This window comes from Bilifractor porci (assembly GCF_009696005.1).
Classification (GTDB): Bacteria; Bacillota; Clostridia; order Lachnospirales; family Lachnospiraceae; genus Bilifractor; species Bilifractor porci.
Genome location: NZ_VUMV01000003.1, coordinates 299942 through 313032, shown reverse-complemented (window position 1 = coordinate 313032; position 13091 = coordinate 299942). Strand labels below are relative to the sequence as shown.

Annotated in this window: 12 protein-coding genes; 9 read left to right on the top strand and 3 right to left on the bottom strand. The window is 45.8% G+C overall.

Annotated features, from left to right (window positions below; genetic code table 11):
- Window positions 1-619: 619 nt before the first annotated feature.
- The 3 genes from FYJ60_RS06500 (at window position 620) to FYJ60_RS06490 (ending at window position 4205) form a co-directional block, all read left to right on the top strand.
- Entirely contained in the window at window positions 620-1702 is a 1083-nt protein-coding gene (locus tag FYJ60_RS06500) for a uroporphyrinogen decarboxylase family protein (protein WP_154457852.1), read from the top strand.
- 30 nt (window positions 1703-1732) lie between these two features.
- A complete protein-coding gene (locus tag FYJ60_RS06495) occupies window positions 1733-3139 on the top strand; it encodes an MFS transporter (protein ID WP_205838995.1) in 1407 nt (468 codons plus the stop codon).
- A 73-nt stretch (window positions 3140-3212) separates the two neighbouring features.
- On the top strand, window positions 3213-4205 hold the full coding sequence (locus tag FYJ60_RS06490; RefSeq protein WP_205838993.1) for an aldo/keto reductase: 993 nt from the start codon (window positions 3213-3215) through the stop codon (window positions 4203-4205).
- 39 nt (window positions 4206-4244) lie between these two features.
- Here FYJ60_RS06490 and FYJ60_RS06485 read toward each other — a convergent pair whose 3' ends face one another.
- Window positions 4245-4913 (bottom strand): Crp/Fnr family transcriptional regulator, encoded by a 669-nt coding sequence (locus FYJ60_RS06485; RefSeq protein ID WP_154457849.1) that lies wholly within the window; start codon window positions 4911-4913, stop codon window positions 4245-4247.
- Window positions 4914-5156: 243 nt separating this feature from the next.
- Between FYJ60_RS06485 and FYJ60_RS06480 the strand changes: the two genes are divergently transcribed.
- From FYJ60_RS06480 to FYJ60_RS06455, 6 genes are all read left to right on the top strand, one after another.
- Complete coding sequence (locus tag FYJ60_RS06480) at window positions 5157-5810, top strand: cupin domain-containing protein (RefSeq protein WP_154457848.1); 654 nt, start codon at window positions 5157-5159, stop codon at window positions 5808-5810.
- A 15-nt stretch (window positions 5811-5825) separates the two neighbouring features.
- Entirely contained in the window at window positions 5826-6014 is a 189-nt protein-coding gene (locus FYJ60_RS06475; protein WP_154457847.1) for a ferredoxin, read from the top strand.
- Complete coding sequence (hcp, locus tag FYJ60_RS06470; RefSeq protein WP_154457846.1) at window positions 6014-7657, top strand: hydroxylamine reductase; 1644 nt, start codon at window positions 6014-6016, stop codon at window positions 7655-7657. The genes FYJ60_RS06475 and hcp overlap by 1 nt, the downstream gene beginning before the upstream one ends.
- Before the next feature lie 33 nt (window positions 7658-7690).
- Window positions 7691-8878 (top strand): oxygen-binding di-iron domain-containing protein, encoded by a 1188-nt coding sequence (locus tag FYJ60_RS06465; protein WP_154457845.1) that lies wholly within the window; start codon window positions 7691-7693, stop codon window positions 8876-8878.
- A gap of 356 nt (window positions 8879-9234) precedes the next feature.
- Window positions 9235-10167: a ketopantoate reductase family protein gene (locus tag FYJ60_RS06460; protein WP_154457844.1), complete on the top strand. Its 933-nt coding sequence runs from the start codon at window positions 9235-9237 to the stop codon at window positions 10165-10167.
- A gap of 91 nt (window positions 10168-10258) precedes the next feature.
- A complete protein-coding gene (locus tag FYJ60_RS06455) occupies window positions 10259-10642 on the top strand; it encodes a VOC family protein (RefSeq protein ID WP_154457843.1) in 384 nt (127 codons plus the stop codon).
- A 164-nt stretch (window positions 10643-10806) separates the two neighbouring features.
- On the opposite strand, the gene FYJ60_RS06450 is transcribed toward FYJ60_RS06455, so the two are convergent.
- Together FYJ60_RS06450 and FYJ60_RS06445 are read right to left on the bottom strand one after the other, a co-directional pair.
- Entirely contained in the window at window positions 10807-11502 is a 696-nt protein-coding gene (locus tag FYJ60_RS06450; RefSeq protein ID WP_154457842.1) for a hypothetical protein, read from the bottom strand.
- Window positions 11503-11551: 49 nt separating this feature from the next.
- Window positions 11552-12943 (bottom strand): MATE family efflux transporter, encoded by a 1392-nt coding sequence (locus tag FYJ60_RS06445; RefSeq protein WP_154457841.1) that lies wholly within the window; start codon window positions 12941-12943, stop codon window positions 11552-11554.
- Window positions 12944-13091 lie beyond the last annotated feature (148 nt).

The following is a 13091-nucleotide window of genomic DNA, read 5'->3' as shown; positions in this document are numbered from 1 at the left end:
GACACAACATATACAACATTTTTTTTCAATGCTTGACAAGTTTTAAGCACAAAAAAAGTCGCATTTCTGCGGCTTGGAAGGCATTTGGTGTTACGTATTATTCAGTTACAACTGTTGAAAACCCGGAGATAGCTTCTTCTGTAAATTTTTCATTGGTTTTTATTTTACCGGAGAATATACTGTCCCGAATGATTCTATAGATTCGATTATGAGTAGGCTTTAAATCTTTGTACATTTCGACAATTTCAGGTGGAAACGATATCAATTTAAATTCTCCTTCTAAATAATTTTCGATGCTATTCTATGATCATAGCAGAAAAAGAGATAAAGGTTAAATTAATTTTGCATAATAATAGAATAATAAAAAAGTATACAAAAAATATATTTAACGCTTTGTATATAGTGATGAAAAACAAAAATGTATACATATATGATTGACGGAATGCAATCGGAACTTATAATAAGAATATAGAGACAGAAAATAACTCAAATATACCTATAGATAACAGATTATAAAAGTTTTGGAGGATGGAATTTTGATGATAGCCCGGTATTGAAAAGCATTTGAGTTATTTTGTCTTAAACAGCACATATGCAATAGAACAGGAGGGGTGCAAGAATGAGTGATTTATTTTCAGAAGAAGAAATGAAGGTTCGCTACATTTTACCAGGAGTTAGGGGCAGGATAGATCTTCCTGTTTATAATGCGCCGGTTTCACCTAAGGAGGTGATGCTGGAAGCAATTAGAGAGAAAAATCCGAAGTATATGCCAAATTATAGATATTATCAGAACTTCTGTCCTAAAATATTTCCCGATATCGAGGCAAGAGGATTTAATCTGGATGGTCAGCCAGTGGCCAGGCATCCAGAGGGATTTAATGATATGTTTGGCATTAAGTGGAATTTTGTGGAAGTTGTAGGTGGAGCGATGGTTGAACCAGGCCATCCGCTTCTGGATGATATGAATGAGTGGGAGAAGAAGATTTCATGGCCGGATCCTTCTAAATGGGATTGGGAGGGACAAAGGAAGATTAGCGAAAGTTTTATTCATGAGAATGACCTTTTACTTTGTCCGACAATAATGAATGGCTATTTTGAACGGCTTATTTCTATGATGGATTTTGAGAATGCGGCTGTTGCCTTAATTGATGATGAACAGAAGAATGCAGTGCATGCATTTTTAGATCGTCTGGCGGATCTGTATATTAGAATTATAGATTTATATCGAAAGTATTTTCCTGAGGTTGCAGGTTTTACCATTCATGATGACTGGGGAAGTCAGCGTGCTCCGTTTTTCTCATTGGAAACAGTTGAAGAAATGCTGGTTCCACATATGCGAAAGGTTGCGGATCATCTTCATAAATGCGGATTGATCTATGACATGCACTGTTGTGGAAAGGTTGAAAAACTGCTCCCGGCAATGATAGAAATCGGAGTGGATTCCTGGAGTGGTCAACCCATGAATGATAAAGTGGCTCTGTATCATGCGTATGGAGATAAAATATTGATTGGAATTGAAACACCAGTTATTTCAGAAAATATGGGAAATGATGAAGTTGATGCGATCGCAAAAAAATATGTAGATGAGTTTTTTGTACCAGGGAAGCCGGGGATGATAGGGTTTAGTTCCGAAATAAAGAACCAGAGATTTTTTGAATCGGTTTATAGATATTCAAGAGAAAAATACCTGGGAATTGAATAAAACAAAAGAGATATGACGGGGGATTCATACATGGAAAAGAAAAAGCATATTTATACTCTGAAATCTATGAGATATGGCTTGACTAATGGATTTTCGACTTGGATTTCAACAATTGCATCTACTTATTGGGCTGTTTATCTGACTGGTGCCGTAGGACTGGAAACAAAAACAATGGCAGCAATTATTACGGCAGCAGGTTTTGTGGATATGATTTCAGTTCCGTTTATCGGCGCTATTATGCAGAAAGCAAAATTCAAATCGGGTAAGTTTCGTCCATGGTTAATGATAGGAGCGATCCTGGCGGCTCTGTTTCGTGTCCTTTCATTCAGCAATCCAAATCTCTCTGGAGCAGCAAAGGGACTCTGGTTCGGAGCAGCATATGTTCTTTGCTATATTGGATATAATATGTGTTATTCGGCATATATTGGAAGCCTTCCGTTGTTGGCGAAAGATCGTGACGAAAGACAGGCATATTCTGCGTCCAAGAACATTTGCAATTCCATAGGAAAGTTTTTATTTTCATTGTTTAGTGTCAAATTAATTTCGTTATTTGGTAATGGCGATGAGGCAAGAGGCTATACGTTATTTGCAGTTTTAATTGCTGTTTGTGTTGTACTTGCGTATTTTCAGTTGTTTGTGATGATGAAAGATATTGACGTTGTTCAAGAGGCCGCAGCTGAAGATAATACCAATCAGAATACGAAAAAGCAGAGTAAAACGGAAGATTCATATAATGCTTCTGTTTGGCAAATGATTAAGTATACCATTACGAAACCTTTTATACTTTTTGTTCTTGGTGTAACAACAAAGACTGCTGCTTTCTTTACAGTTATGGGATTAGCTGCATATTATTACACTTATGTTGTAGGAAATAAAAATATGCTGACAGTGTACTTGTCTCTTAGTACATTTATTATGATCTTTGGTTCCTATATTGCGCCCTTTGTGTCTAAGGCGATTAATTCTCTAAAAAAGAGTTATGCTTTGGGACTAGGTATTTATGGAGGGAGCTTTGCACTCGCTTATTTTTTCGGTAAATCAGGAATTGCTTTTACAGTTTTGCTCTGTGTAGGATATGTTGGATATTCTATTTCACATACAACAGAGATAACATTGTACTCATCTATTGTTGATTATACACAGTGGAAGACTGGCAAAGATCTCAAGCCGTTTATGATGTCAATGTTTAATATTTTACCGAAAATTGGAACTGCTATTGGCAATACAGTTCTTGGTTATGGTCTTGTTGCAATTGGTTTTCAAAAGGAAAATGTTACGGCTTCTGCAGCAAGTGGACTGCGTGTACTTTTCAGTGCTCTTCCGGCTGCAATTTTGTTCATAGGAGTAGTTGTATTCCTTCTATTCCCTTTGACAGATGAAAAAATCAAGAGTATGCAGGAAGACATTAAAGCGGGAAGGACAAAGAATAGCAGGTGATATAATATTAAAATATCATACTGCTGTAAAAAGACTTTTTACGTTGTTTTGTATTACAGATTGGAAAAAAGTTATGCATAGTCATAAGCTTGGTAAAACGGATCTGACGGTATCGGAAATTTGCTTGGGAACGATGACATTCGGAGAGAAAATCGATAAGGAAGAAGCTGTCAGGGCGGTACAGTATGCCTACAGCCAGGGGGTAAATTTTATTGATACGGCTGATATTTATCCCCGCGGCGCACAGGGCGAAAGTGAACGACTGGTAGGCAGTGCGGTGAAAGGATTTCGGGACAAGGTCATCCTGGCAACTAAGGTCGGCGGTCCTATGGGACCGGGGAAAGACGACAGAGGACTGAGCCGGGCGCATATCCGGAAAGCGGTGGATGGCAGCCTGGCCAGGTTGCAGACAGATTACATCGATTTGTATTACCTTCATGTTCCGGATCCGTCAGTGGATATCTCTGAAGTCATTGAAACAATGGATGGGTTGGTGAGCGCCGGAAAAATCCGGTATTATGGGGTCAGTAACTTTCCGGCGTGGCAAGTGTGTGAGATGAGTCGGATGGCATTGGAAAACCGGAAGGTATTACCAGCGGCCTACGAAGGGGTTTATAATCTGCTTACCAGAGGCGTGGAGGATGAACTCATGCCGTTCCTGCGGAAATATCAGATGGGATTTACTGCTTATAATCCTCTTGCGGGAGGGATGCTTACCGGGAAGTATACAGGAGATAAAAAGCAGGAAGTAAGAGGAAGGCTCGATGAGAATCAGGGCTACCGGGACAGATATTATTCCCAGAAGAATGCAGATGCAGTATTACAGCTTCAGAAGGTTGCGGAACAGCAGGAGATGTCCCTGGTAGAATTTTCCTATCGTTGGATTCTGTCTCATAAAGAAGTGAGCTCTGTTATCATGGGCTTCAGCAGTTATGAACAAATGCAGCAGAACCTGAAATTTATGGAGAATAATGATAGAGAATTGTCATTCGATTCAGGTACGGAAAATCTGGTTGATGCTATATGGGCTCAGCTGAAAGGAGACAGGTTTACCTATTTCAGATAGAGGGAGACGAGCAGTTCCCACGGCTGTTTCCTGCTAAAATCAAAAACTGGATGCCTTTTGAATCTCAAAGTGATTTTTTTCAAAGGTAATCAGCCCTTCGTTTTTCATTTTTCCCAGTTCTTTGGAGAGCGCGGTCCGGTCGACATTCAGATAGTCCGCAAGCTGCTGGCGGTCAAAGGGAATGTCGAACCGGTGGCTGCCGCTCTGCAGTGCTACGGAGTTCAGGTATGCCAGTACTTTTCCCCGGATTGTCTTTGGAGAGGTGTGGAAGCTGCGGCCGGACAGGACAAGGTTTTTATGGGCAGTGACCACAAGCAGGTTGGTCAGGAGCTTCAGCACCCAGGTGTGTGTGGCCGCATTCGTTTCTTTCAGGCTGTGGATTTTGAGAAAAAGAATCCGGGAGTCTTCATTTGCTACGACATCGACCAGCAGAGGCTCGTTATTCAAAAACGCATAGGTCTCAGCAAAAAACTGACCGGGACCGACGTGACTTAAGATGGTGCGGTTCCCCCACATATCGTTGCTTTCTATTCTTACGCTTCCTTCCAGGACCAGTCCCATTTTTTCAGTTGTGCTTCCGGCCAGAAGGATGGAAGCGTCTTTTTTATATAGAAGTTCTCGTGCCTGAAGCGCCAGCATCGCGTCGTGAATTTCTTCCTTACTTAATCCCCTGAAAAGAACGGTTTTCGACAGAAGTGTTTCATTCATAGCAGTCTCCATGCCCGCAGTCGGGCGTTTTTGCAATAGGTAAAGATCACCGGGTGTCCCTGTTTTTGGATTTTCAGCTGTTTTTTAAGAACGAAAAAAATTTTTATTTATGTGGCATTTGCAACGCACTTCTTTCTCCTATCCTACTATACTATCCACAGAAAGACAACAAGAGCCTGCAGCGGTCAGCCGGTCAGGGGGATAAGAGCACGCGGTATTAAGCCAGGCAAGGGAGGTATCTGCATGAAGCAAAAAGTCGGAGAAGTGTTTTCTATTTTCAGGGAGCATGCGCCGGTTTCGGGCTGCACGGTTTCGGACATGATTTATGACGGAGAAAATTCGGTTACCGTTTTTTCCCTGGCAGCGGGCACAGATATCAGCGCCGAGCTGTATTCGTATCACAAGCTGATTTATGTGCAGGAAGGCAGGCTTGAGGTCTATGGAGCAGATGGCGTCATCGGGAGGCTGGAAACCGGGGATATGATTTTGACGCCGGTCCGGACTCCGGTTGGTATGCGGTCGGATGAAGCGTCCGTCTATACAGAGATTGCAGTCAGGAGGGAAGATAAGATGAACGAAGTATTAAAACCGGGTGAAGTATTCAAACTTGCGGAGTGTGTCCCATATCAGGAGGGCAGAATTGTCAATATGGACATCGTCCACAACGACAAGATGAAGTTTGTGGTTATGGCGTTTGACGAGGGTACCGGCCTTTCCGAGCATGCGGCGCCGGGTGATGCGCTGATTTTCGCGCTGGATGGAAAGGGAATCATCCGGTATGAAGGGGTAGACCATCCGATCCAGGCGGGAGAAAATTTCCGCTTCGCAAGCGGCGGAATGCATGCGGTTAAGGCGGATGGAAGATTTAAGATGGCATTATTATTGACGCTGGAATAAGGAAAGGAGAGTAATATGCGGTACTTTGTGAATGATACCTGCATCGGCTGCGGCCTGTGCGAGAGCACATGCCCGGAGATTTTTTCGATGAGTGAGGAAGGCACTGCCGTAGCAAAGGATGAAGATGTACCGGAGGAGCAGCTCGCTGCAGCTGCAGAAGCAAAAGAAGGATGCCCGGTAGGGGCGATTGAGGAGGTTCAGTGATGGAAAACAAGATGTTCTGTTATCAGTGTCAGGAAACAGCCGGATGTAAGGGATGCACCATCTCCGGTGTCTGCGGGAAAAAACCGGAAGTGGCAGCTATGCAGGATCTGCTGGTTTACGTGACGAAGGGGCTGTCCTGTGTGACATCCAGGATGCGCGAGGAAGGAATTCCCGTGGAAAAAGATGTGAACCATCTGGTTACCAGAAATCTTTTTATGACGATCACCAACGCGAACTTTGACAGGGATGCGATTCGCCAGGCGGTCGAAGAGACACTTGCGGTAAAGCAGGAGCTTCTTGGCAAGCTGGAAAACAAAGAGAACCTTCCGGATGCCGCTTTCTGGAATGGAGCGGCTGATAGTTTTGACGCAAAGGCGGCGGGGGTTGGAGTGCTTGCCACCAAAGACGAGGATATCCGTTCTCTCCGCGAACTGATTACCTATGGATTAAAGGGACTTTCCGCTTATTCCAAGCACGCAAACGCTCTGCTTCAGGACAATGAAGAGGTAGACGCGTTTATCCAGAAAGCACTTGCAAAAACACTGGATGATTCTCTTGGAGTAGACGATCTGGTATCCCTTACCCTTGAGACAGGCAAGTACGGCGTAGAGGGTATGGCTCTTCTGGATAAGGCAAATACAGAGGCTTACGGAAATCCGGAAGTGACACAGGTGGATATAGGCGTCCGTAAGAATCCGGGTATTCTGATCTCCGGGCATGACCTTCGTGATCTGGAGATGCTGCTGGAGCAGACAAAAGGAACCGGTGTGGATGTCTACACCCATTCTGAGATGCTGCCCGCGCATTATTATCCGGCATTTAAGAAATATCCGCACTTTGCAGGAAACTACGGAAATGCGTGGTGGAAACAGAAGGAAGAGTTTGAGAAGTTCAATGGTCCGATTCTGATGACGACCAACTGCGTAGTGCCTCCCGCAGAGAGCTATAAAGACCGTCTCTGGACGACCGGTGCGGCAGGATTCCCCGGCTGCAGGCACATCGACGGCGCATATGGAGAGACCAAGGATTTCTCTGCAATCATTGCACAGGCGAAGAACTGTCCTGCGCCGACGGAGATCGAGACAGGAACAATTACCGGCGGATTTGCACATGAGCAGGTATTTGCACTTGCGGACAAGGTCGTGGACGCGGTCAAGACCGGCGCCATCCGGAAGTTCGTTGTGATGGCAGGATGCGACGGCAGACACAAGACACGGGAGTACTATACAGAGTTTGCGAAGAAGCTTCCGAAAGATGTTGTGATTCTGACAGCAGGATGCGCGAAGTATAAATATAACAAACTGGATCTTGGCGATATTGGCGGTATTCCGAGGGTTCTGGATGCGGGTCAGTGCAATGACTCCTATTCTCTGGCGCTGATTGCTTTGAAACTCAAAGAAATCTTCAAGCTGGATGATATCAATGATCTTCCGATCGTGTTCAATATCGCGTGGTATGAGCAGAAGGCCGTTATTGTACTTCTTGCGCTCCTGTATCTGGGTGTTAAGAATATTCATCTCGGACCGACGCTTCCGGCTTTCCTTTCTCCGAACGTAACTAAGGTGCTGGTAGACAACTTTGGCATCGCAGGAATCGGAACCGTGGATGACGATCTGAAGCTTTTCTTCGGAGATGAAGCATAAAACAGAAATACGGTCCGAAAGCAGGTGGCAGGGATGAGAAAACATGTGAAGGGAAATATCAGCTGGATAGGGTATCTGGACTGGGAGCTGGAACGTTTTCATGGTGATGACTACTCGATTCTTAACGGATCCAGCCAGAATGCGTATTTGATTGAAGAAGAAAAAACAGTTCTGGTTGATACTGTGTGGATACCGCACCGGTTTGACTTTGTGGAAAATTTGAGGAGTGAGATTGATCTTAATAAGATTGATTTTATTGTTGCAAACCATGGAGAGTGCGATCATTCGGGATCGCTGACGGCATTGATGGAAGAAATTCCGGATACGCCGATCTACTGTACAGCAAATGCGGTAAAAAGCATAGAAGGGCAGTACGGAAAACGAGGATGGAATTTCCGGGTCGTTAAAACAGGAGATACGGTTGATGTCGGAAACGGAAAGAAGCTGATTTTCGTGGAAATGCGTATGCTTCATTGGCCGGATTCTATGGCAACGTTCCTGACCGGAGACAATGTTCTTTTTTCTATGGACGCTTTTGGACAGCATTATGCGGTGGAAGAGCTTTTTAACGACAAAGCGGATCCTTGTGTGCTGAATAAGGAGGCTATGAAATATTTTGCCAATATCCTGAATCCGTTTGCGCCTATTCTGAAGAAGAAGCTGGAGGAACTTTCCGGGCTACATCTTCCGATTGAAATGATCGCTCCCGCTCACGGGGCGATCTGGAGAGAAGAACCCCTGCAGATTGTGGAAAAGTATGCAGCCTGGGCGGATGCCTACCAGGAGGATCAGGTAACGGTTGCATATGATACGATGTGGGAGGGCACGGAAAAAATAGCGCACAGGATTGCTGACGAGATTCACAGGCAGAGCCCGGATACGGTCGTCAAAGTATTCAACATTGCCAGAGGCGATAAGAACGAAATAATGACGGAAGTCTTTAAGTCAAAGGCAATAGCGGTAGGCTCTCCGACAGTCAGCAACAGCATTCTTTCCAGTGTAGCCGGATGGATGGAGTTTTTGAAGCAGCTGAAGTTTAGAAATAAAAAGGCGGTGGCATTTGGCTGTTATGGATGGAGCGGTGAATCCGTCAAGATCCTTCAGTCGAAGCTGAAAGAAGCGGGCTTTACAGTTGTTGATGAGAACGTCCGGTCTCAATGGAATCCGGACGAGTCAGATTTCGCGCAGGTTCCGACTCTGGTTGAAAAGCTTCTTGGATAAAAATAAAAGGATCGGGCCGATATCCGGAAATTTCCGGGTGTCGGCTTTTTTCTTTTCAACGGTAATCATTTCCATATAACGGGAGGAGGGAAAATAGGCAGGACATGTGACGGAACCCGACCGCGTATGTTAATATAAATCTTTAAGATTCCGAGTTACACCGGGAAACAAAAACGGGTTATCATTTTATCCGTTTGAGAAAATAAACGAAGTGATTCAGGAGTCCAGAAAGGACGGCTGCATCAAACCGGTACTCCGGATGGAATAAGAAAGAAGCAGTCAGGTAAACAGAAAGAGACAGACGTGAAATGACAGACAAGGAATGGCACCGTCTGCCGTAAGAATGAAGGTGTGAGATGCGAAAATATCTGATTATAGGCGCGGGGGGTACAGGAGGCACGCTGGGGGCATATCTTGTCAGGGCGGGAAAGGATGTTTCCTTTATTGCGCGGGGAGAACATCTTGCGGCGATGCGGCGGCAGGGACTTCGGGTGATACGGACCGGGGATGAGTTTACGGTAAATCCGGTGAAGGCGTGCCCCATGGAGGAATACCGGGATCGGCCGGATGTCATTTTTGTCTGTGTGAAGGGATATTCTCTCGATCCGCTGATTCCATTTATCCGGAGGGTGGCGCACAAGAATACGATTGTTATTCCGATTTTGAACATCTATGGCACCGGAGCTGCCATGCAGAAGAAACTTCCGGGTATTCTTGTGCTGGACGGGTGCATTTACGTGGCAGCGCAGCTGGAGTCTCCCGGTGTGATAAGAATGAGCGGCGATATTCTGCGTGTGGTTTTCGGTGTCCGAAGCGCAGAGGAATTCCACCCGGAACTGAAGGAGATAGAAGGAGAGCTTGCTTCCTGTGGAATTGGCGGAGGTCTTAGCGAAGATATCCGGAGAGACGCGCTGATGAAGTTTTCTTATGTCTCACCCCAGGGGGCATGCGGGCTCTATTACGGTGTAAGCGCAGGCGCTATGCAGCAGGAAGGTGAGTGCCGGAATTTTTTCCGTGAGCTCGTTCATGAGATTGATCTGCTTGCGCAGGCGCAGGGAATCTGTTTTACAGAAAATATTGTGAAAAGAAATCTGGATATTCTGGACAGCCTGAAACCGGATATGACCACCTCGATGCAGAAAGATATTGCAGCGGGAAAAAATTCCGAGGCGGACGGCCTGATCTTTGAGGTTGTGCGGACCGCGCACCGGCTGCATGTCCGTGTTCCGGCATATGAAAAGGCGGCAGAAAAACTGCGGGGAGAGCTCTCAGAGCAAAAAGCATATTGAAATGTGTATTGTGGAGCGTTAGCATAAAAAAGTAGAAAACTGACACACCACCAGTTAGTTGTAGGTGATACGTAAAAGGAGGGCGAATACAATGAAAAAAGAATTACTTACAGGAATCCAGCATATCGGTATTCCTACAGAGGACATGGCGGCTACCAGGGAATTTTATGAAAAACTGGGGTTTAAGGCAGCCTTTGAGACCGTAAACGAGGGGTCTGAAGTGATATTTTTTAAATTAAATGACTTGGTAATGGAAACATATGAAGTGCCGAAAGCGGCAAAAGCCTATGGTGCTATTGAACATGTAGCAATCAATGTAACCGATGTAGAGGCAGTATATGATGAGATTTGCAGTATGGGCATGAATACACTGAAGGATACCATTCATTTCCTGCCGTATTGGGAGAATGGAGTGAAATTTTTTACCATTGAGGGACCGAATGCGGAAAAGATAGAATTCAGCCAGTTCCTATAAAGATACAAAACATCTGTGGATTACATCCATGTACTTCCTGAAAGGGATGTTCTGGTATTTTTAGACTATACAACATTACGATTTTGAGCAGCTATTTGAAAAAATGGCTGCTTAATTATTTCACTTCCACCGGATCTTTTTGTAAAAATCCGGTGTTGTTCGACTCAGATTTTTCCCAGAAGCCCAAGCCCCATGGCAATCATCCAGATATACATGCATGTTTTGGGGATCATCAGCATGCCGATCATTGGTTTTTTCTTCGCCCAGACCGTAACCGGAAGGTAGCAGGCAAAGCTGCCGATTATGGCGGGCGCCATTTTCCAGAGCCCGTAATTGCCTGTGTTTCCGGATATCAGGTTAAGAATGATCAGACAGATTCCCGTTACGGCAAACGGTGCATTCCGATAGAAGGACCAGCGGGGATTGCCCTCCCTGTGCAGCCAGTTGTTCTGGGGAAACAGACACAGGATTATGCGCAGAAGAGCAGTTCCCCAAACCAGCACAAACAGAACCGGGGGAACGGTCAGGCCGGGGAATGTGGCCATCCAGATGTACATCAGCAGAATATAGAAAACAGTCATTGTGACCGAGGAGACGGCAAGACCGAAGCCAAGGCGTTTTTCTGTGGAAGGGGTGCTACCCCGGAGCGCCCGGTCTACACGGGGAATCAGATGAAAAGCATCTCCTCCTCCCAAGAGCAGGGTCAGTGTTCCGTACAGATAAAAGAGCTGTCTGCCGTCTGCCTTTGTAAAAAACAGGATGGCCGCAATAAGGTCAAACAGCAGATATCCGATATCAAACACGGATTCGCCGATCTCAGGCATTCTTCTTTTTTTCTTTTCTTTTATTTCATCGTTCATGTTTACCTCTATTCTGCCGTATCGGCGGCTTATTTTGCGGTTTTTTTGTTCAGATAACATAATGCTTCAGCCACTTTCCGGAGAAGAAGCGGATGGTAAAAACGATGCCGCGGCAGGTCCAGTCGCTGGCCATTCCGATCCAGACGGCAATCGGTCCGAAATGAAATACGCGGATCAGCAGCGTGGTCAGGAGAACACGGCAGAGCCACATGGTCAGGCTGGATGCGATCATGGAGAACTTTACGTCGCCAGCGGCGCGCATGCCGTAGGCAGGGATAAAGGAGAAAACCCACACAATGGGTTTCAGAACCGTAATGAAGACAACCATCTGAAAGCACATATCAGCGGCTGTCGGATCCATGCCTGCCAGAGCAGTTACCGGTTTTGTCAGGACAAATACCAGCAGACAGGAGCCTAGAATAACAAGCTCTGCATACCAGGTTACTCTGGCGATGTAGAATTTTGCCTCATCCGGTTTTCCGGCTCCTATGGTCTGCCCGACCACGGTCATCAGGCCGATTCCGATTCCGATTCCGCCGATTCCGTTCAGGTTTTCCAGGATAATTGTCATGGCATTAGCCGCGATGGAAATGGTACCAAGGGTGGATACGCTGGACTGAATGGCAAGTTTTCCAAACTGAAACATTCCATTTTCAATGCCGGAAGGTATTCCGATGGAAAGAATGCGTTTGATCATCCGGAAGTCGGGGCGTACCAGGTAGCGATGGATCACAATGGCCTGTCTTGGAAGCCGCAGGAATCCGAAGATAACAACTGCGCAGAAGATTCTGGAGAGCAGCGTGGAAAGAGCGGCTCCCGCCACGCCCCATCTGAAAACAAAGATGAACAGCGCGTTTCCGGCAATATTCATCAGGTTGGAGAGGACGGATATGATCATGGGGAAACGGCTGTTTCCGCCGGCGCGGTAAAAGGAAGCTCCGGCCTGGAACAGGGCGAGAAAAGGGAAGGACGCCCCGGTGAACAGGAAGTAGACGATGGCATTATGCATTACATCCGGTTCTACGCTGCCGAATACCAGGGAAAGAATCGGCCTTCTCCAGAGGACGCAGATGACTGACAGTGCAACAGAGAGACAAAAAACAGTAATCGTCAGCTGCGAGGCAGCGAAATTGCTTCTTTTCAGGTCTTTATGGCCGATGTACTGGGAGCAGACGATGGTTCCTCCTGCTGCCAGCGCCTCGAAGATCTGGATGACGAGCACATTGATGGAATCCGTCAGAGAAACGGCGGAGATGGCGGCACTGCCGATGCGGGATACCATCATTGTATCTGCCATACCCATGAAGGATGTAAGCAGCTGCTCAATGATCAGCGGGATCAGAAGCTTCCGGAGATCCGAGGGGGAAAACTGCAGATGGTTCCAGTCGATCTTGTCAGTATCATAGATTTTTCGAGTCAACACGTTGTTCTGTACTTTCATAAAATATATTATCCTGATATTCTTTCAAGTCCGGTGACAGAACTATGGTATCACGAAATAAAAATTTTGCATCCGTTAATTATCACTGTCCTCGCAGCTTTCATTTATCCAGTTATCGCGGCGCCGCGGAATGGCTGCCGGATCTGCT

What these genes read in the sequence shown, in the direction of transcription:
- FYJ60_RS06500 (WP_154457852.1), top strand. Translation starts at nt 620, where the DNA reads ATGAGTGATTTATTTTCAGAAGAAGAAATGAAGGTTCGCTACATTTTA.
- FYJ60_RS06495 (WP_205838995.1), top strand. Translation starts at nt 1,733, where the DNA reads ATGGAAAAGAAAAAGCATATTTATACTCTGAAATCTATGAGATATGGC.
- FYJ60_RS06490 (WP_205838993.1), top strand. Translation starts at nt 3,213, where the DNA reads ATGCATAGTCATAAGCTTGGTAAAACGGATCTGACGGTATCGGAAATT.
- FYJ60_RS06485 (WP_154457849.1), bottom strand. Translation starts at nt 4,913, where the DNA reads ATGAATGAAACACTTCTGTCGAAAACCGTTCTTTTCAGGGGATTAAGT.
- FYJ60_RS06480 (WP_154457848.1), top strand. Translation starts at nt 5,157, where the DNA reads ATGAAGCAAAAAGTCGGAGAAGTGTTTTCTATTTTCAGGGAGCATGCG.
- FYJ60_RS06475 (WP_154457847.1), top strand. Translation starts at nt 5,826, where the DNA reads ATGCGGTACTTTGTGAATGATACCTGCATCGGCTGCGGCCTGTGCGAG.
- hcp (WP_154457846.1), top strand. Translation starts at nt 6,014, where the DNA reads ATGGAAAACAAGATGTTCTGTTATCAGTGTCAGGAAACAGCCGGATGT.
- FYJ60_RS06465 (WP_154457845.1), top strand. Translation starts at nt 7,691, where the DNA reads ATGAGAAAACATGTGAAGGGAAATATCAGCTGGATAGGGTATCTGGAC.
- FYJ60_RS06460 (WP_154457844.1), top strand. Translation starts at nt 9,235, where the DNA reads ATGCGAAAATATCTGATTATAGGCGCGGGGGGTACAGGAGGCACGCTG.
- FYJ60_RS06455 (WP_154457843.1), top strand. Translation starts at nt 10,259, where the DNA reads ATGAAAAAAGAATTACTTACAGGAATCCAGCATATCGGTATTCCTACA.
- FYJ60_RS06450 (WP_154457842.1), bottom strand. Translation starts at nt 11,502, where the DNA reads ATGAACGATGAAATAAAAGAAAAGAAAAAAAGAAGAATGCCTGAGATC.
- FYJ60_RS06445 (WP_154457841.1), bottom strand. Translation starts at nt 12,943, where the DNA reads ATGAAAGTACAGAACAACGTGTTGACTCGAAAAATCTATGATACTGAC.